This is a genomic window from Candidatus Nealsonbacteria bacterium (assembly GCA_026396195.1).
Classification (GTDB): domain Bacteria; phylum Patescibacteriota; class Minisyncoccia; order Minisyncoccales; family JAGGXC01; genus JAPLXH01.
In genome coordinates, this window is the sequence record JAPLXH010000006.1 from 44729 (window position 1) to 65263 (window position 20535).

At 39.4% G+C, this 20535-nt stretch carries 14 protein-coding genes and 1 pseudogene; 1 reads left to right on the forward strand and 14 read right to left on the reverse strand.

Annotated elements, in window-relative coordinates; translation table 11 throughout:
- Positions 1-12 precede the first annotated feature (12 nt).
- The 11 genes and pseudogenes from ala to NTU58_02015 form a co-directional block, all read right to left on the reverse strand.
- On the reverse strand, positions 13-999 hold the full coding sequence (ala, locus tag NTU58_01965; protein MCX6764452.1) for an alanine dehydrogenase: 987 nt from the start codon (positions 997-999) through the stop codon (positions 13-15).
- Between the two features lie 91 nt (positions 1000-1090).
- Complete coding sequence (locus NTU58_01970) at positions 1091-5686, reverse strand: VWA domain-containing protein (protein ID MCX6764453.1); 4596 nt, start codon at positions 5684-5686, stop codon at positions 1091-1093.
- A 432-nt stretch (positions 5687-6118) separates the two neighbouring features.
- Complete coding sequence (locus NTU58_01975; protein MCX6764454.1) at positions 6119-7375, reverse strand: fibronectin type III domain-containing protein; 1257 nt, start codon at positions 7373-7375, stop codon at positions 6119-6121.
- 8 nt (positions 7376-7383) lie between these two features.
- On the reverse strand, positions 7384-9525 hold the full coding sequence (locus NTU58_01980) for a TasA family protein (protein MCX6764455.1): 2142 nt from the start codon (positions 9523-9525) through the stop codon (positions 7384-7386).
- Positions 9482-10087 carry a signal peptidase I gene (locus NTU58_01985; GenBank protein ID MCX6764456.1) on the reverse strand — a complete coding sequence of 202 codons (606 nt, stop codon included), beginning with the start codon at positions 10085-10087 and terminating at the stop codon, positions 9482-9484. The genes NTU58_01980 and NTU58_01985 overlap by 44 nt, the downstream gene beginning before the upstream one ends.
- Before the next feature lie 108 nt (positions 10088-10195).
- Positions 10196-11467, reverse strand: coding sequence for a hypothetical protein (locus tag NTU58_01990; protein MCX6764457.1), 1272 nt, complete (start codon positions 11465-11467; stop codon positions 10196-10198).
- A 387-nt stretch (positions 11468-11854) separates the two neighbouring features.
- Positions 11855-11971, reverse strand: a pseudogene (locus NTU58_01995) (SipW-dependent-type signal peptide-containing protein).
- 144 nt (positions 11972-12115) lie between these two features.
- Complete coding sequence (locus NTU58_02000) at positions 12116-13453, reverse strand: SipW-dependent-type signal peptide-containing protein (GenBank protein ID MCX6764458.1); 1338 nt, start codon at positions 13451-13453, stop codon at positions 12116-12118.
- A 28-nt stretch (positions 13454-13481) separates the two neighbouring features.
- Positions 13482-14258, reverse strand: coding sequence for a TasA family protein (locus tag NTU58_02005; GenBank protein ID MCX6764459.1), 777 nt, complete (start codon positions 14256-14258; stop codon positions 13482-13484).
- Positions 14259-15208: 950 nt separating this feature from the next.
- Positions 15209-16483 (reverse strand): hypothetical protein, encoded by a 1275-nt coding sequence (locus NTU58_02010; GenBank protein MCX6764460.1) that lies wholly within the window; start codon positions 16481-16483, stop codon positions 15209-15211.
- 5 nt (positions 16484-16488) lie between these two features.
- Positions 16489-17214 (reverse strand): sortase, encoded by a 726-nt coding sequence (locus NTU58_02015; GenBank protein MCX6764461.1) that lies wholly within the window; start codon positions 17212-17214, stop codon positions 16489-16491.
- A 226-nt stretch (positions 17215-17440) separates the two neighbouring features.
- Here NTU58_02015 and NTU58_02020 point away from each other — a divergent pair, with 226 nt between their 5' ends.
- Positions 17441-18463 (forward strand): STAS-like domain-containing protein, encoded by a 1023-nt coding sequence (locus NTU58_02020; GenBank protein MCX6764462.1) that lies wholly within the window; start codon positions 17441-17443, stop codon positions 18461-18463.
- A 91-nt stretch (positions 18464-18554) separates the two neighbouring features.
- On the opposite strand, the gene NTU58_02025 is transcribed toward NTU58_02020, so the two are convergent.
- From NTU58_02025 to NTU58_02035, 3 genes are all read right to left on the reverse strand, one after another.
- Positions 18555-19115: an arginine decarboxylase, pyruvoyl-dependent gene (locus NTU58_02025; protein ID MCX6764463.1), complete on the reverse strand. Its 561-nt coding sequence runs from the start codon at positions 19113-19115 to the stop codon at positions 18555-18557.
- A 52-nt stretch (positions 19116-19167) separates the two neighbouring features.
- Entirely contained in the window at positions 19168-19506 is a 339-nt protein-coding gene (locus NTU58_02030; GenBank protein ID MCX6764464.1) for an RNA-binding protein, read from the reverse strand.
- A 255-nt stretch (positions 19507-19761) separates the two neighbouring features.
- On the reverse strand, positions 19762-20535 hold the full coding sequence (locus NTU58_02035) for an undecaprenyl-diphosphate phosphatase (GenBank protein MCX6764465.1): 774 nt from the start codon (positions 20533-20535) through the stop codon (positions 19762-19764).

The following is a 20535-nucleotide window of genomic DNA, read 5'->3' on the forward strand; positions in this document are numbered from 1 at the left end:
TTTGAGAATACTTCAACTAAAAAGCTGCAAATCCACTTCTTTGCCAATATATTTCTCTCTGGCTTTACAATAAACAAGATGAGCGGCGAATAAATCCTGGATAGCCAGGCCCGTTGAGTCAAAAACAGTAATTTCTTCGTCATTTTCCCGGCCGATTTTTTCGGAGTTCACGATTTTTCCCAAAGAAGAATAAATATCTTCTTTTGCTATTATGCCTTTATTAAAAGGCACGTTGATTTCCCCGGAGTGGCTGGCCTGAGCCCAATCGTCAATCACCACTTTGGCTGTTTTTAAAATTTCCGGGTCCAGCTCCTCTTTGCCGGCAGCATCAGCTCCGATAGCGTTAATATGAGTGCCGGGCATTATCCATTCTCGCTTAATAATCGGTTTTTCCGAAGGAGTAGTGGTAACTAAAATATCCTGCCTTGCCACTTCCTCAATTGAAGCTTTCTCTATTTTAATTCCTATTTCCAAAAGCGAATTGGCAAGGTTTGTTATATTCTTTTGGCTAAGGTCGCAAACAAAAACTTTTTCTATCGGCCTGACTTTTGAAATAGCGACGATTTGAAATAAGGCTTGTTTGCCCGCTCCCGCCACGCCTAAGGTTTTGGCTTCTTTTCTGGCTAAATATTTGACAGCTATTGCTCCCGCAGCGCCGGTTCTCATTCCGGTGATATAAGTTCCGTCCATTAAAGCCAAAGGGAAACCGGTCTTGGAATCGTTTAAAATAATGACCGCCATTACTGTTGGCAATCCTTTTTTAGAATTTTCCGGATGAACGCTCACGATCTTAGTGCCTGCCATATCCAAATCAGTGGCAAAGGCCGGCATTATCCGAAGGTCGCCATTGTACTGTTTAAAATATAAATAGCTTTTTGGAGGCATCTGCACTTTTCCCTTTGCGTAATCTAAAAAAGCTTTTTCCGTACAATCTATCACTTGCCCGATTTCCGACAAAGGAAGCAAATCTTTAACTTCTTTTTGGTTAAGTATCAACATAAATTACAAAATTAATTTTTAATCAAACAATGGCTCTATTATAATAGAAAGATTGCCTTTTAGGCAATCTTTCTTCTCAAACAACTGCTGTCTATTTTTTGGCTTTTTTTCTCTTCTCAGAAATAAAATATAGTACAAATAAAATCACTATAATTGAAACAATCAATAAATTAGTTTTTCCTATAGTGTTAAATACTGAAGCCAGGCCCTTTGAAAGAAAACCAAGAAATTTTTGGCGTTCCGGAGACGAAGTATTATGTTCTTCTTGTTGTCCTTGGGCTTGGCCTTGGGAAATTTCAGTTGATGTTCCTTCTGCTGAACCCTCTTCAATTTCTACAACAGGCTGTTCTTCTTCAAGAACAGGACCGGGAATTAAAGGCTCTGTGACAAAAATTAATTCTTCTTCACCTAAAACTTCCGGTGAGCCTCGTGAAATAGGCCTCCAGTAATAAGTTTTATCGGGAGCCAAGCCGGTTATTATCACGGAATGAAAAATAACCTTATTTTCTATGTCTTGTTCCTCCGTCGAAAAATTATATCCATAAGTCGGCGATTCTCCGGGAGTTGAAACTCTTTGTTCTCCGTAAACTACCCTGCTGGTAGCCGGAATATTCGTGTACCAAGAAACAGTGACTCCTGTGCTCGAAATATCGCCAAGTCTTGCATTAAATATGGAAATAGGAGGCTCTATAAAAGCAGAAGTAGTGGCAGAACTGTCTTTGCAGGTCTCGGAAGCTATTTGATTAAATATTCCGTTTAAATCGTTGCCTGTAGGAGCAAAATAATATTTGCCGCCCGTGTTCTTCGCCATATTAGAAAGCATTTTTGTATTTACATCGCTCCCTAATCCAATGGTAAATATCATAATTCCATTTTCAGCAGCTTCCAAAGACTTAGCCAAAGCCAGGGCTATGTCAGCCGGATTTTCATTAGAACCGTTGCCATTCGGCTGATTAGCTCTTCCGTCAGTCAAAAGAATTTCTATTCTGGCTATGCTCGGAGAAGCAGTAGCTGATATTAATTCCTTATTGGCCTTATCAATTGCCTCTCCTATGTTAGTAGCACCGCTTGCAACTAATCCGGCAATAATAGACTTGGTAGATGCATGGTCGTTTGATAATTTTTTATTCAAAGCAGATGTCCAGCTGAATGAAACTAATCCGGACTGGTCGCCACTTCTTAAATTATCAATGAAACTGTTAGCTGCAGTTTTAGCCATAGACAATCTTGTCGGGCTGTCGTATCCCATGCTGCCTGACACATCCATAACCATCATTACGTTTAAATCCATATTGCATATATTTTTTTCTAAGATGCAAGACGCGGTACAAGTGTAACCCTCTGTAACCCCGGCGCTTTTATCACACTGTTCGCTTCCATTTACTATCCCGTCGCCGCAAAAAGGCGAACCGCCGCAGTTTGGGCCAATGCAGCCGCCGCAACCGCCGCAATAGTTTCCGCAACTATCGGTTTGGTTGCATTCTAATTGAGAACAAGTTTTAATCGGTATGCAATGATAATTATTGGTTATGGTACAAGTTTTTGTCTCCCCTGCCAGAATTGTGCTCGAGCAGTTATCAGAATATGAGGTGGTATAATTCGAAAGACTGGACTGGTTTACACTGTAAGAACCTGAACCAAGAATCACCGGAGTGCCTGGAGCTTCTTGTCCTGGAAATGAAGTAGGAACAGGACTGTTTCCTGCTACAGAAACTGTAAAAGCTCCTGAAGTGGCGCTTCCGCCAATAACGTGGTCAATAACAATAAGAGTGCTAATTTCGGGTTGTTCCTTGTAAATATTAATTATTGTACAAGTTTTTGTCTCCCCTGCCATAATTGTGCTCGAACAATCGGCAGAAAACGAAGTAATATAGTTCGAATTATTAGATTGGCTTACGCTATAAGCGCCCGGATCAAGTACTACGTAAGTACCGGAAACATCTTCGCCGGGAAATGATGCCGGAGAGGTATTAGTTCCTGTAACATAAACTGTAAAATCACCCGAGGTAGCTGTTCCGCCGATAACGTGGTCGATGACAATGAGAGTGCTGGTGCCGGGCTCAACATAGGGTTGGCATCTCAGACTTACGCTATCAACAAAAGTACCTAATGAATTGGCTACTCCCAAATCAGCAAATTCTAAACGGGTAGTGCTGGTATTGGCAGTGAAACTATAAACACGTTGAGACCAATTATTATTTGAAGAACCTGCTTGAGAAATAGTGTCTAAAATATTTCCATTCCATTTAACTTCAAGAACATTATCGCCTTGAGCGGTGCTTGGTCTTGGCGAAAAATAAAAACTAAGATTATAATTTTCTCCGGGAATGGTTGAGATGTCCTGATAAATTTTTACGGAAGCAGGCTCATTGCTCAAACTTCCGGCTGGACCATCCCAGTCAGTGTCTAATTCGGCATATTGGATTCCTTCGTAAGGAAGCCAACCGTTAACTCCGGCCTGAAGTTCAAGATGGGCCGGTTCAGGCCTTGCAACATCATTCCAAATGGCCGGAATATCGTTTCTCCATTCAACTGTCCAATTTCCGGCAATTGAATCAAAAATATTCCACAATTGAGGAGTTGAAACTAAAGGCAATTCAAAACCGTTGTTAACGATTAGTTCTTCTTCCGGATCGCAGATCGGAAGTTCAATAGTGCAACTGGCTGAACAACCGTCTCCGTCAATAATATTTCCGTCATCACATTGTTCATCGCCATTCAATATTCCATCGCCGCAATAAGACTCCACCGGAGTTAAAGCGTTAAAAGCAACGCAATAATAACTTTCGTCTAACTGGGGATTCAAAATATAGTCGTAGTTATCATAGTTTAAAACATCTTCGTGGCAATAAAGCTCGGCGCCAACGTTATCTCGAGGAGCGCTTGTGTCTCCTGAAAAAGGAATATATCCTTGTTTCATTATTTCACGAAGCCATATTCTGTCTCCGCTGGTAGTGCTAATATTTACGCTCGCTATTCCGTTGCTGTCTGTGGGACCGAAAGTTGTCCATCCTGAACCCGCGGGACCTATAATATTGTCTCCGGGATTAGGTGTTCCGGCAAAAGCCCATTCAAAATTCCAGCCTGAAGCTAAGTGGCAGTTTTGATTACCCTCAACAAACGACTGAGCGGTTTTTGCTGTAATGTTTGGACCGCCGTCGCCCCAGTTTGGCAAATCGGTTTCGGACTGACAAACTATTTTGGAAGCATAAATTGTCAATTGGTCATCACAATCAACCGTTGTTTGCTCTATCACGAACTCTCCCCAGCCGGTCTGGTCAGACCAATATTTTGCTTTGTTTTCCAGAATAGTTCCGCACTGAGTATCTTGTGAAACTTGCATAGTCAGGTCAATATTTTCTTCTTCTCCCGGAGTTAAAATTCCGAAATTCCATTTAATATAAGTGCTGGTTACTTCTTCGGGAGTTTTGCTGGAACTGACATAGCTTGTATTTTGGTCAAAAACGTCTTTTACTCTGACTCCGCCGCCGGTACAATTGGCAGTTCCCGTATTCTTTAAGTTCAAGTGATAAACAATTTGAGCTCCCGCATCTACGGGGTCAATGTTATCGGTTTTGGTCAATTCTAATTCGCAATAAGGCTCTGTTTCTTCAAGAGCGTTAAAAGCAACGCAGTAATATTCCTCTCCTAATTGCGGATTCAAAATATAATCGTAGTTGTCGTAATTTAATACATCTTGATAACAATACATTTCCGCGCTTGTGCTGTTCTGTAAATCTCCGGGAGGATTAGAAAAAGGAATATATCCTTGTTTTAAAACTTCTCTCACCCAAATTTGATTGTTACCATTGAGCTCATCTTCACTTAAAATGACCTTGGCCGGAGTAGCGCCGGTAGGATTATCAAAATCATTCCATCCATTTCCGTCCGGGGCAAAGCCAATATAGTCGCCATTTTGCTTTTGGGCTTCGCCGTTTCTGCCCCATTCAAAATCCCATCCTGATTCAAGATGGCAGTATTGGGAATTTTGGGCGACAAAATCATTGATAACTTGCTCGGTTATTATTGAAACATCTTGTCCGTCGCCCCAGTTGGGTAAATATTGTTCGCTGTCGCAAACAACCTTGTAACCGTAAATAATTACTTCTCCGCAGTCCTGAGGACAATTACATTTATTCTCTCCAAGACCGCAAACTCCATTTCCGCACATTGTACAATAAAAAGCTCCTACGCATTCGCCCGAACATTCACCGGTCAAGTCCGGCTGGTCGCATCCTATTTGAGTTAGACCTTGGCAGCATTCGGGACCCTCGGGAACAACTGCTCCGCTTTCACCCTCGGCGATACATTGAGGTTGTTCAATAGTACAGCTCGCCGAACAACCGTCGCCATTAATAATATTTCCGTCATCACATTCCTCGCCTGCTTCTAATGTTTGATTACCGCAAACAGGAGGAGGCGGAGGAGGCGGACATAAAGCCCCTCCTTCTATTACAAAATCTTCCTGATTCTGGGCTAAATGAGCGCTAAGAGCATCTATGGAAATTTCTATTTCTACCCAGGGATTTTCAGAGCTTTCTGTCCTATGGCAAACCTGCACATTTTCCGGTACGCAAGCCGATACCTCAGCTGCCTTGTTTGAAAAATTAAAACCAGGAAAAGCGAGGTTTCCCACAAACGAAAAGATAAACATTAAGACTAAAATTCTTTTACTTAGTATTTTCATTTTTTTATATCTTTAATTTAATAATTATTTTTCGACTTTTTATAACTGACTTTCGGCCTTTTTTTACTTCTTTTATGAAACACAAAAAACACTTCCTGTGAAAAAGCGTTCAAATAATTCTTACCCAAGAATTCTTGAGCCAGCTGTTAAAAAATTTTTAACAACCGGTTAAATTATTTCTTATTGTAGGTTCCCTCCTGCCTTCCCTTTTATCAAAAAAAGGCATTATAAACCGGCACAAAAATTCAAAGAACTGTCATTTGTGTTCCAATTATTTATTCAATTCTTGTGTTGCAATTATACACTGACTTTCTGTGTTCTGTCAATATAAAACTTGAATTAATTTATCGCATTTGTCCTATCCAAATGTCCTACTTTTTTGTTAAGAAAAAAGCCACTAAAAGCGACTTTTTTATTATATCAAAATGCATTTTATTTTTCTTCTTTTTTTCTTCTTTTAAATAATAAAAACAACAAAAATAAGATAATAATTAAAAGTAAAATTATCAGCCAGTTATTGCCAAATTTTCCCAGTACATCTATTAAAGAAGCTAATCCTCCTGAGAGAAAAGCTCTAAGACCTTCATTAGCTTGATTTCCCAATCCTTCCTGCCCTTCTTCTTCTCCTTGTCCGCCATTTCCTGCTGTCAGCTCATTTCCCTCGCCCCCTTCGACTTCGCTCGGGACAGGTCCTTGATTGCCTCCGGTTTCTCCGCCCAAAGCAATTTGTTGACCGGGCGTTTCACTTCCGCCAGCTGGAGGATTTCCTCCTTCTTCTTGATTCCCGCCTGTATTTTGGTTAGCGCAATTTTCTGCGGTCACAGTAGTGAAATTAAATTCTCCGGTAATTGATGACGGTGAAGCATGGGATTCGCAGCGGAAATAATAAGTGGTATTTGGAGAAAGCCCGGTAATAGTTACGGAATGAGCGGTTACTTTTTCAAGCAAGCTGTTGTCTCCTTCTTTTGAATTTGCGTAGCCATAATTTAAAGCATATAAATCAAAGTTGTGGGATTCGCTCGCTTTTGAATAAACTACCCGGCTGGTAGAAAAATAATTTGTAGTCCAATTGATAGTTATACTGCAGGATTCACAACCGGTAAGATTGGTTGAAGCCACTGATTCGCTCAAAATAGTTAAACCCTGTGGCAAAGTTCCGCCTCCGCCTCCTCCGCCGCCTCCACCTTCCGTTATGCCGTTGCCATCTCCGTCTTGTCCTTCCTCTCCCTGAAATCCGATTAAAATATCAAAACCCAATGCTTTTCCCTGATAATCATTATTGCTTGCGGAATCAAAAGCAATCGTAAGGTCATATTGTTTTGTAGCCCCATTAGCCAAATCAGAAAGATAAAATTGTCCGGCGTTAAAAAAGTTAATCAAAGTATTGTTATAAAGAATAGTTGCTCCTTCTTTGATTGTTAAATTCAATTGGGAAGCAAAATTATCCGGGTCGCTTTCATTTATTGTTTCAATGGCAATTCCTCGGCTTTCTCCGCTGTTGTTGGTTACTTTTATCCAGCGGGTAATTCCCTCGCCCGGCAAAAAGTTCGCCTCTTTGAACAAAGGCGTTTTTTCAAATTCAACTGCCAAAGGATCAGCAGGTTGAGCATAAGTTGAATTCACTGTTAAAATCCCTGTTCCAAGAACGATAAGTGAAATTAATAAAATTGTTTTATAAACTTTGTTCATTTTTAAATTTATTCTGTAACAGCGCTCGGTTCAGGAGCAGCGCCCGTTGTTTCCACAACTGCTGCCGGCGGAGGTTCAACTGCGCTCGGAGCTGGTTCCGGGCTTATTGTACTGTCTCCGCCCGTGCTTCCATCAGTTGGCGGATCGCCAGCTGGCGGATTGCCTTGAACTGAAGAGCTGTCTTGGGGCGACATAATCACTTCCTGTTCAATTGCCGGAGTTTGGTCTATTGAAATTTGTTCTTCTGTCGGATTATTTTCAATGACTGGCGGTTCTTCTATTGGTGTTTCCTCGGCCGGTAATTCTTCTATTGGTGTTTCTTCGGTCAATGTTTCTTCGGTCAATGTTTCTTCGATAACAATTGTTCCATCATCAGTGGAAACTCCTGTTCCGCCGCCGCCTCCACCAAAAATTCCTTCGATTATTAAATCTTCCGTAGTAGTGGCGATTCCTTCCGTTGTAGTAGGAAATTCTTCTGTGGTAGTGGAAATTTCCTCGGAAGTGGTAGAACCTTCTTCAGGCAACAATCCCATAGCTTTCAAAGCTTCTATTTCTTCAGGCAATAATAATTCATAATCTATTGGCGGACAAAAATCAGCGTCAGACATATCCCAATCTTGCACCATAAAGTTCTCCGGTCCCCAAGCCACAGCTTTTATCCTGGCAGTATGAGAAACAACATAATAAGTGCCTCCTATATATAAAGGTATTCTCCAGGCATAAGTACCGTCATTTTCCGTTCCTGTTGCTATCTTCCCCCAAGTAGCTCCTGAATCTCGAGAATACCAAAGGTCAATTGTTAAATCAGTGTCAGTGCCGTTTGGATTAGTGGCTGACCATTTTAAATCATAAGTTCGGCCGACATACAAAACTTCTCCGCCATTAGGCCAGATTACCGTAATTTCAGGCAATCCTAAATCTTTCCAATCCGAGGCCTGGTTTGTATCAAGGCCGGTTGGAATCCTCGCCAGCATATGGCCTTCGTTAACGTCAGGACAAGCCGGGTCAAAGGCAAAAGTGTCAGTGCCATAACTCACGGCATCATCTATTGTTCCGCTGGGCAACTTAAGAATTACCCGGTCCGAATCATTGTCTAATCCGTCCCCGATTGCGCCATCATCTAAAACAATTTTTATTATATCATCCGGAATCTGCCAGTAACTCCAGGTCGAAGCACTGCCTGTAATAATCGCAAATCCTTTGGCTGGAATAGGACTGGAAGATGGAATGACATCGGTCGAAGAATTATCTTCAATTGTCCAGCCGGAAATATCTACCGGATTATCCAAAGGATTATATATCTCAATAAATTCGTTGCCAGGCTCTAAACCGTGGTCAGCGTCCACGTCATAATAAACTTTATTTATTTTTATTCCTCCGGCAGCAAAAGAACTGTTTATTTCTTCTGTGTCGTTAAATCCCTGGCCAAACGCTAAATCGTTTCTCGTCTGGGAGCCGTCAAAAACAAATTTTACCTGGCAAACTTCTCCGGGAACAAAAATCACATCTGAAGGCAAGGTTACGGTGAAAAGCCAATCATCTTGTTTGTCGTCGCCAATTACAATTAACGGGTCTATATTTAAATTCATCAAGCCGTCGCTGTATTTTGTTTCGCCATTTAGCTTGGCTTCTAATTTTAAAAGATTGCAAAAATCAAGATTTCCGCCGGCTTGGACTGTTTTGATATTATATTTAAATTGATTGGTATTTGCTTCTTGAATAATGCTAATTTCCCGGGTGATTGTATCCCCGGCTTTCATATTAGCAACGGTTTCTAAGGGAATAAAATTCGGAGTTGGCGAAGATAAATAAAAATCTAAAGTTCCGGCTTGATAAAAATTAGCATTGGAATCCTCTGTGTCGTTATAATAAGCAATAGTTTCGCCGATGATAGACAAGGCGTTCCAATTCAAAAGCACAATAAGCGATAAAGCTGAGATTTTCAGAATTAACTTTTTGATAAAAGCAAATTCTGATCCCGAGCGTAGCCGAAGGACTCGTCCTGCCTGTCCTGAGCGCAGTCGAAGGAAGCGCAGTCGAAGGGCTTTCTTTTTCCTTGTTTTCGCCTTAACTAACTTTGGCTTTTTCTTTCTTTTACTTTCAGCCTTAATTAGTTTGGGCTTTTTTTTCTTTATTCTTTTTAATTTCATGTATTATTTTCTTGATTTCGTCAAAAATAATCACGAGGGCAGGAGCTATAATTAACAAAGCGAATCCCATGGGCTGTTTTGCGAAATTAACCACGTAGCCTAAATAAGGGATTGAAAAAACGACCTTTCCTAAAACTTCTTTTTTCTGGACTTCTCTGGCGTCAGGCGCATTATTGGCGTCCCCTTTAGTAATATAAACAACATTTCCTTCGTTAACTTTAATGTCAAAAATTCTGTGGCTGGTCGGCGCTTTGGTTTTTGTCACCGGCCCGAAAGTAATCACGTCTCCGATTTTATAATCTGCTTGCCCTGAGCCTGCCGAAGGGAGCGGTTTCACCATCACCAAGCTTCCGGTTTTAATCTGGGGCGCCATTGAACCTGACTGCACAATCATAAATTTAATATTTCCGGTAACCGGAAAAACCGAAACAATCAGCAAGCCTGCAACCAAAACTATAAAAATCAGAAATATGTAATAAACCCACCCACTTAAACGGGTGAAACGTTTATTTGTTTTTATTTCTTGAAGAATAGGTTTTTTTGTTTTTTCTGATTCTTCCATATTATTTTAAGTGGGAGGGTAAATTTTTGAATGCTTTCATAAAGATTTTAGCGACTGTCCCACATCCACAAGTTGTGAGGCAGTCTAAAAAGCTTTAATTAATAAATATTAAGGCGTCACTACATTTGCATCAAACAAAGCAGAGCTAGGCAATATACCGTCTCCAACATTTTCTACTTTCAATTCCAAAGTGTAAACTCCGGCAGATGGTGCTGTAAAGCTCCAATGAGTCCAAGGGGTTTCGCCATAATTTCCGGTTCCTGCAACGCTTGCAGACCATGGAGTTATTGAACCTCCGCTAACGACAACCACTGCGGCGTCATCATCAAATGGAAGATAATCCTTGGCATCAAAAGCTGCCCATCCCTCAAGTTTTTCTCCGGCAGATAATGTAATTTGCTGACTGGCGATTGTATAGACATTTTGCTGACCTGCAGTCAAAACTAAAAACTTATTTCCTTCTACAGGATTATAAGTAGTGTTTTGGTCGCTCACATAAGAACCCACTACAGCGTTTTGACCTGTTACAGTCCAACCGGTAGTGTCTCCTGTTTCAAAACCGCCGTTTACCAACTGATGAGGATTAAGGCTTTCACAAGTAAAGTTACTGTTGTTTCTCCATTGCTCGGCATAAGCTGTAAGGTCGGCAATAAGCTGGTCGCTTTGGGCAATATCGCTTACTCCGGAACCATCACAAGTGATTATACCATTAACTGTGTCCACAATTTGATTTCCGAAACACCAAGCTAAGCCGACATATTTTGTCGTATCGCCGGGTATTTGCGGTAATTGAGTAGAATCAGCAATTTTAAGTGTTGCAACCGGATTAGCTAATGACCCTTGGAATAATGTTGCTTCACCAGCATCATATACTCCGTCTTGGTCAGCATCGTTCCAGCCGAACACTTTAATAAACTGTGAAAGCTCTCCCATATTCTCAGTTACATCTCCGGCTTTCTTTTCAGGATTCAACCATGTATTTTCAAGTTCCTGTTTATTGTTAACTAACAAACAAGCCCATGAATCGTTGTCATAAACATGCAAGCTGATAAGATTTGTTCCTCTGTCTCCGGGTTTCACATCGTCAAAATTCCAGAAATGTTCATTCACTAAATCTTTTTCGCCCCAAAGTTGACAGTGACTCTTAAAGTAATTATCCTGACAATTTCCGCTAATGAAAAATTTATAAATAAGTCCTCCGGGATTTTTCCAATAAGTGCCGTCCGCTAACGCCCAGTTCTTAACTTCAAAAGTAAGAACATTTGTACCCTGCACTATATGGTCATTAACGTCTGCCGCTGGAATATGAAGCATATGTTCTTCCTGATAACCTTGCTCCATTGGATTCGTAGCGATTGTTTCACCATTAAGTTTAACCACTATACTATTGTCGGAACCAATAGCAAATAACAAATCCGACGAAAGAATCGGCCCATACCACTCAAATGTTTTCTCAAAAGTGTAAGTGACATCAACTCTGGTATCTGCGTCTTGAGTTGGGTCTGATTCCCAAATCCACTTGGCTCCGGCAGCTGCAAGCTGAGAATCATTCTGTGCTGTCCAGGCAGAATGAAACCAGTTGGGAGCACTAAACATAGGAGGTTGAGTACTTCCAACAAACACTGCAGGATAAGGAGTGACGGATGAACCATCTTTCTTGACCACAATATTAGTTGGGTCACTTATAAGGGTAAGATTACAAGTATTGCAATCTACGCCGTTATAAGTTTGTCTCAAATGGTCAACTTTCAAATCCAACGAACCTGCAACTAAAATGTTGCCAGTACTGGTTTCTGTGTCATTGAATAAAGCAATCGTTGCACCAATAGCAACAACAGCAATTATTCCGACTATGCTTAAACTGATTAATAATTTTTTATTCATTGTTATTTTTTAATTTTTATTTATCGATTATATTTTTATTCCCTCCAAAATTCGACCTTTTGGTTTTTAATAAATTAAAACCTTTAGCGACTGTCTCACGTCCACAAGTCGTGAGGCAGTCTAAAAAGTTTCGAGAGTTAAGTATTACTGTTTTATTGATTGATTCCAGTTAGGACAAACAAAGTTTTCATTATTTCTCTGTTGTTCTGCGTAAGCTGTAATTGAAGCAGTGAATGAATCTGTCTGGGCAATATTACCCATTGAAGAACCGTCGCAGGAAATTATATTTCCAACAACTGTCTGTGTCCCAGCACACCAAGCAAGTCCAACATATTTAGTATTGGATGCTGTAAGAGGAATCTTACCTATTGCTGTGGTAAGTGGAACGTTTGGTCCAACAATTATAGAGCTCGGTCCGTCATCATAAATATTATTTTGGTTAATATCTTCCCAGGCAAATATTTTTATGAATGGCGAAAGTTCACCCGTTGCTAAAGTATCACCCAATGCTAACTCTGGATCTACAAGTGTATTATCCAAATCAACAATGTCGTGAGTCATTATACAAGCATATGCATCGTTGTTGTAAGCGTGCAAGCTGATGATATTTACGCCGTAATCTCCGGGTTTAACATCACCATAATGCCAATAATAATCACCCTGTCCCAAATCTTTCAAGTCCCAAAGAGTGCAAGTTCCGCCGGTAATCTGGTAGGTGCAGTTATAAGGATGAACGCTAACGTTGTCCAAAAATATGCCTAAGGAATTATCAGTTCCGCCGCCAATAAATTCTACTTTTGTAGAAGCATTGGTTGCAGTAAATTCTTTAGTATATTCTGTCCAAAGTATGCTTCCTCCTCCTGCAACTGGACCTACTGTCTGGGCCAAAACATCATCTATCTCAACATTAAGAATGTTTTCTCCGCTGCCTGTATTAGGACGCGGTGAAAAATAATAATGAAGTTTATACTTTGCACCCGGAGTGGTAGGAATGTTCTGATAAATTTTTACCAAAGCTGGCTCGCCATTCAAAGGATGATTGGGTCCGAACCAGTCAGAATCAAGTTCTGCATACTGGTCGCCATCCTGGGCGTTACCAAGAACTCCTTCATGATATTCAACCAAAGCCGGGGCAGGCCTGTCATAACCGCCGTAACTTGTTTGGGATCCTGCCCACTCAACGGTCCAAATAAGTCCCGATGCGCCAGATTGGAATATCTCCCATTTAGCAGGGTCGGTAACTTCGGGCACTTCAAAACTTCCATTTTGGATGAGGTTGACGCTTGGATTCTCAACGCAATCTTTTACGCATTCGTTTCCGTCATACATTGCGTATTTATGGTCAACTTTCAAATCCATTGTGCCTGCAACTAAAATGTTGCCTGTGGATGTCTCGGTGTCGTTGTAGTAGGCAATCGTTGCTCCAATTCCAATCGCAGCAACTACTCCAATAATACTTAAGCTAATTAATATTTTTTTCATAACTTATTTTTTTCCTCCTTTCAAAAAATTAATCTTGTAGCCAATCTCCGGTTGGACAACCGCTATCAAATTGATTTCTTTTCTGTAAAGCATCAATAGTTAAATCAGCATTGAAAGAATCTGATTGTGTTTTATTATCAAGTAAAGCACCGTTACAAGTTCCATCTTGATTCCATGTTCCAAAACAATATGCAATACCATAGCATTGTGCATTTACTTCGGTTATTGGAAGTTCTCCAATGCCATACTCTTTATCTTCTGTAATTGTGCCTGAAGTTAATATTGGTTCAAACTGACCAACGTAATCGTTATCACATTCGCTAAGATCTTGTGGGCCTTGAAATCCAGGAGTAACGCCTTGATCCAGCCAAACAATGAAACTAACATTATCATTTAACTCACCTGTCTCATCGCAACCAGCGACGGTTCCGGGAAGATCAGGATTTCCCATCATTTCATCTTTTCCTTCGGGCGTAGTACAAGTATTATCTGAATCCTCAGTTACATCAATAGAAACCTTTCCACAAGAAGGGTTATCATCAACCCATAATCTTACTGTTTTTTCACCAGTATCACCGGGTTTCATATCTCCTAAAGGAAAAGTCACTCCATCAAAAAGAGGAGCACCATTTACATCTGTCCATGGTCCTGCCGCACCCCCAACTTGGAATCTTAAATCCAAGCTACCAGCAGTGAAAGTGTTGCCAGTGCTGGTCTCTGTGTCGCTGAAATAAGCAATGGTTCCGCCCACTGCTATTGCAGAAGCTGCGCCAATTATGGCTAAGCTTAAAATTATTTTTTTCATAGTGTATTTTGTATTTTTTCTTTCCCCCGTTAACCTGCCAAAGCAAGTTAAACGGAGTTAGTTATTTTTAATTTATTTCCCGTGTAGCCCACGGTGGCTCGACCTTGTTAGGGTCTCACCGCAGTATTTTTCAACTACGGATTAATTACGCCCTGAATCATACCCCAAACCCAAAAGGGTCAGGTCGCCCGAAACTCCTCCGGTTCGGGACATATTTCAGGGTTGAAACCCTTGCCGCCACATCTAATTTTTTAGATACGCCGGCAAAGATTACTTCCTGGCCGTTTATATATATATGTAAATGTAACACTTCGACGGAGTTTATGGTGAGTTTATCGAACCACTCAGGGCAAACCCTTCGACTCGCTTCGCTCGCTTCCTTCGACGAACTCAGGACAAGCAGGACAAGTCCTTCGACAAGCTCAGGGTAAACAAAAACCGTTCAAACAAAGAACGGCAAAATTAAATTTCTCTCTCCCATTTTTATAAATTAAATTTTCTCTAATTTTTTCGCAATGTGAAAAAATCACTTGGTCTGATCTAGTTCCTCCGCTAGATAATTATCCAATTTAATACTTATTCAATTTATGATATTCTAAATAAAAGGTCAAGTGATAAAAGGAAAAGTTTTCCAAAAGTTTTCCACCATTTAATCCACACCAATTTTTCTTCTAAAATGTCGTCCGCGGGCACCGAAATTAGGGAGGAACTTATCATCTAAAAACGGTGCCCAAGGACGGCATTTTAATTTCTAGTCCGATTTATCGGACTGAATGAATCTTGTTTATTTTATCTACAGAAATTCATTCACTCAATTTTAAAAGCGTAGCATGTTAGCTACGCTGGACTATTCCAATTTACAATATTGAAAAATCTTGTCAATATCCTTAGGACATCCTTCAACTACGTTCAGGATAAATTTTCTACTGAACAAATAAAAAACAAAAACTTTATTTCTTTTTTAGAAAATCACGGGCTTTAATCTGGGCGATTTTCAATTCAAGAACTTTTTTAGAATTATAATCCTGATATTTTTTTCTTTTTAAATAAAACCAATCCTGAATTCTTACAATATAGGACTTAAAAAACCAAACAATGCCTAGAGCAATTGATAAGGGCAAAAAGAAAGAATCAAGCAATAAATTATTGGTGATGCCGGTGTTAACATTAGTCGCAGCTCCAGCTGCCGCAGTTTTAGTAACAACAATGGTGGCGGTTTTTGAATTTGAATTATTAGAGCTCGAAACTAAAGCCGTATTTACCAGTTGATTTTGGCCGGAATTAAATTTATCGGCTCCGGCCAGAAAAGCGGTAAAAGTAATTGTTTTTTCCTGGCCCGAAGACAAATCCCCGATATTCAAACCCGAAAAAATATTTCCGGAAACTGCTGTCCCGTTTACTTGCAGGGAATTGTTTTGATAAATCAACTTGTCAGGCAGAGTGTCGGTCACTATTACATTATATAAACTGGAATTTTCTGCCCTGACTCTGATAGAAAAAGAAATTAATTCTCCAGGGTCAGCATAAATTAAATTCGCAAAAGCTCCTCCGTCAGAAAGGTTCCGAGCTAACTTTTCCGTAAAAATATTTCCCGTATTGGCGCCGGAAATGTTTATCCAAACGCTATTCGAAACAGCAGTGCCTCCCGAATTTGAACAAGTAATTGTGTAATATTTGGAAGAAGTAAGGTTGCCGGTTGACTCGGAACCGGAAGTTGATTTTGAACCTGACCAATCCCCTGAAGCTGTACAGGAATTGGCATTACCCGAAGTCCAACTTAAATTTGCGGATGTATTATAGGCAATAGTTACAGGTCCATCGGAATTATTGGCTTTAATATCAACTGTCGGAGCTGAAGGGTTGCAATTGGAAGCTTGAATTTGAAAAGTATCTTCAGCGGTCTTGCCTTCTCTCTCGGCTCTTACTTTGGCAGTATAGTTCCCCGGCGAAGAATAGTCGCAGAGATTAACAACAGTATAAAAAGCGGCATTGGAATTGTTTATTTCTAAATCCCAGATTCCGTTATCAGTACAGTCAAACTTATAATTAATATTTCCTTGGGCAGTTCCCGAAACCGTGACCTTTAAATCAACTTCATTCAAAGGCGAACAGCCGGAGGCGGGAATCGCTTCCAGGTCCAAAGAAAGAGTCTGACTCTGGGCATTAACCGTTAGAACAAAAGAAAAAAATAAAACTAAAGAAACAATTAATAAATTTTTTTTCATAATATTTAAAATATTTTTAACTCAGCTTCCACGGCAATTCTTTTTACATCTTTGCCCGGAGGCCAGCAACTCACCAATATTAAAACATTTTCTTTCTTTGTCAAATCATCTTCCGGAATTTGCTCTCCCCTGTCCAAAAAAAACTTCCGCTTAACTGAATAAACATATTTTTGATTTTCGACATAAAGGATGACCTCGTCTCCTTCATTCAGTTCGTTTATCTTGCTAAAAGCCCAGTCGTAGTTTATTTTCGGCCAATTAGCAGGAGAGCTGTGCCCTAAAATTATAGTTTGTCCGATTTGGCCCGGCAAAGCAGAATCGGTAAAATGAACCGTACCCTTTTCCAAAGCGCCGTACAATTCCTTTTCGTTTTCGCTATCAATAAAAATAAGGGGAACTAAAACTCCGAATCTGGGAATTTCCAAATTTCCCGGGTTAGCCGGTCTTTTTATTTCTTTTTTTTCTTTTTGAATGTTCTCCGCAAAAATTTTATCAAAAAAACCGAACGCCGGAGAAAATTTAATCTGAGGCAGGGACTTAATTAGAATTTGGGAAGTAATTTTATAATTAAAAGCCCAGGAAATATCGCTCCAGTTAATAACTAGAAAACTGACCAAGAAAATAAAAAGGAAGGGCTTGGACAGCCTTTTTAATTCTTCTTTTGAATTTTTTATTTTCTGAAAATTCACAACTAAAAAGTCTTTGAATTTTAAAATCTTATTCTTAATCATTTTAATATTATATCGTATTATTTTTAAAAAGTCAAGACAGAAAAAAGGCATATATACCAAAAAAAATAGCTAAAAACAAACAAGGGTCGGATTACTCTTTAAAAATCAAAATTTGACACCTGCTATTTACGGAAGCTAGAGGGGTTTACAGAAAGCACTTTTAGGGGTTTACAGATACAATTTTAGGGGTTTACAGATGATTTATAAAGGATTATAATTGTTTTATATGAATAAAATTAGCAATGAAGTTAGAGAATTTATTCTCAACGAAATTAAAAATCATCCAAATGATATAGCTCCTCTAGTTGCTAAAAAATTTGGATTCTCAAGGCAAAGAGCTCATGCATATATTGCCCGAGAAGTAACAGCCGGAAAAATAATTAAAATTGGAGACAATAGGTGGACTCGTTATTTTCTTGCAAAGAGTAATTTTATTGAATTCAACGAAAAAATAAAACCGTCGCTTAAAGAAGATAGAATATGGTCTGTTTATGTTAAGCCGATGATGTTAGATTATGCCGATAATATAAAAAATATTTGTGCATATGGCTTTACTGAAATATTTAATAATGCCATTCATCATTCCGAAGGCACAAAAATATATACAAGCATAGAAATCAATAACAATAAGTTAACAATTACGATAATTGATGATGGGATAGGTATATTCCAAAAAATTCAAAAAGCATTAAATTTAGAATCAATAAGAGAATCAATACTCCATTTGTCTAAAGGAAAGTTTACGACCGATCCTGCTGGGCATACTGGCGAGGGGATATTTTTTAGTTCGAGAGTTTTTGATAGCTTTTCTATTTTTTCTAATGATATGTATTACACGTTTGCAAACTCAGAATGGTTTTTATCATCCGAAAAAAGAGAAAATTTCGGGAAAGGAACATATATTCGAATGCGTCTATCACTTAATTCTATTAAAACATTAAAAGAAATTATGGACCAATATTCGAATCAAGAAATTGGATTTGGAAAAACAATAGTTGCGGTAGCATTAAGCGCCGACCCCGGAGATCCACATATTTCTCGTTCTCAAGCAAAGAGACTTTTAGTAGGGCTCGAAAAGTTTAAGCAAATTGTGTTAGATTTTAAGAGCGTGGAATCTGTCGGACAAGCTTTTGTCGATGAAGTGTTCCGTGTGTTTAAAAATGAACATCCTAATATATCAATTCAATATTTTAATGCTAACGAAAATGTTGAGGCTATGATTAAGAGAGGATTCAGCAATCTACCATAATAACCATAAAACCTTCATCCCCCTTAAATATAAAGAAAAAGACGCACTAAAGCGTCTTTTTCTAATGAAATTTAGAAGATTTATTAAGAATTTATTTTTGTTCGCAGTTATCGGTAATGAAAACCGCGGCGGAAATAACCGTTGTCCACAAACCGTCTTTATTGCCCTCGGCTGACTGGCAAATATTGGTTGTTTTAATAATCTGGCCGCTGGCTTTATAAATCTGTTCTCTTTCGTCCCAAGCCTGATTGGAATCAAAAGAAATACCGAGCGTGGTGGCTAACATGGTAGCTGCCAAATCCTCGGCATATTCCCCCGCTTTTTCTCCTTTTTCGCCGAAACAATGATGTTCTGAAAGATAGCCGTACTGATTCTCGGCAAAGGGCACCGCCAAACCAACGGCGGCTGAAACCAAGCGGTTGGGTTCGTTGGTTTCGGTTCTCGCCATTACGCAAAAAACAATTTGGCCGGGCATAAGATATTCTAGACCCTTTTCCTTGCTTATTAATTTACAGCCCGGAGGAAAAATACTGGAGACATAAACTATATTGCACTTTTCTATGCCGGCATCCCTTAAGGCCAGCTCAAAAGAAGCCAATTTGTCTTTGTGAACGCCTGCTCCTTTTACGAAAAATACTTTTTGAGGAATTATCATGTTTTTGAAAAACAAAAAAACCCAATTTAAGGGCTTTTTTGTTTGAGTACTAGAAGCTTTCTTCGGACCCTGAGTTTCGGCCTCTTGAACCGAATCTGTCTCTGAATCCACCGGAAAATTTCTTAAAAGTGTCTCTCTTCTCCATTGGTCTGGCGATGTCAACGGCTAATTTTCTTCCGTCAACTTCTTTTCCGTTGAACATTTCAATTGCCTTTTTGGCTTCTTCTTCAGAGGCCATTTCGACAAAACCAAATCCTTTTGACCTGCCCGAGAACTTATCCATAATGACATTGGCTGAAGTCACGGTGCCGGCTTGAGAAAATAACTCTTTAAGAGCGTCTTCCTTGGTATCGTATGAAAGACTTCCTACATAAAGTCGATTTTCCATTTTTATGTTTTTTACTGTTTAGTTAGCGACCTACTCCTATCTACTTACTTATTTTAATTTTTAGTAAGGGTTCGCGAGTACGACATTTCTTAAAAAGAAACGTTCTTTGATGATATACCTAATAAAAATATTTGTCAAGAGTAGCCTTTATAAAGGCTACTCGCAGATACTGAGCTTGCCTGCCCTGCTTGTCCTGAGTTTATCGAAGGAAGTTCATCGAAGGGTCGAAGCATCAAGAGCCGATAATAAGGCCGATTAAATTTTTAAAATTAAAAACCAGAACAAAAGAGCCAAAATTATGCGGTAAACCCCGAAAGAAATGAAAGTATGTTTTTTTATGAAAAAAAGCAAAAATTTAACGCTCAGGGCCGCCACAAAAAAAGAGGTAATGAATCCTAAGATTAAAAAATGAAGCTGAGGGAGAGAAAAATTGCTTGCGTTTTTCGATAAATCAAAAAGGGTGGCAACAAGTATTGTGGGAACAGCCAATAAAAAAGAAAATTCAACAATGGTTTTTCTTTTTAAACCCAAGCCCAATCCCCCGATTATGGTAGCTGCCGCCCGGGAAACGCCGGCAATCATGGCGAATGATTGGAAGGTGCCGATTAAAAAAGATTGAAAATAAGAAATCTCGGCAATGCTTTGCTTTGCCTCTTTTTTTTCTTTGTATAAAAACTCAAAAACAATTAAAAAAATACCGCCCAGAAAAAGCGCCCAAAGAACAACCTTGTCCTGCATTAAAAAATCTTTAAAGGTTTTATAAAAAACAAATCCTAAAATTCCGGTCGGGATAAAGGCGACAATCACTCTTTTTAAAACTTTTCTTTCCACTAAAAAAGATTTCCAATATAAAAAAACTATCGATAAAACCGCTCCCAGCTGAATGGCGATTTCAAAACTTTTCAAAAATTCAGTTTGTTTTAATTCCAAAATCCGGGAAGCCAGAATTAAATGCCCGGTTGAAGAAATCGGCAGAAATTCAGTGACCCCTTCCACTATTCCCAAAATTATCACGTGAATTAAATTCAT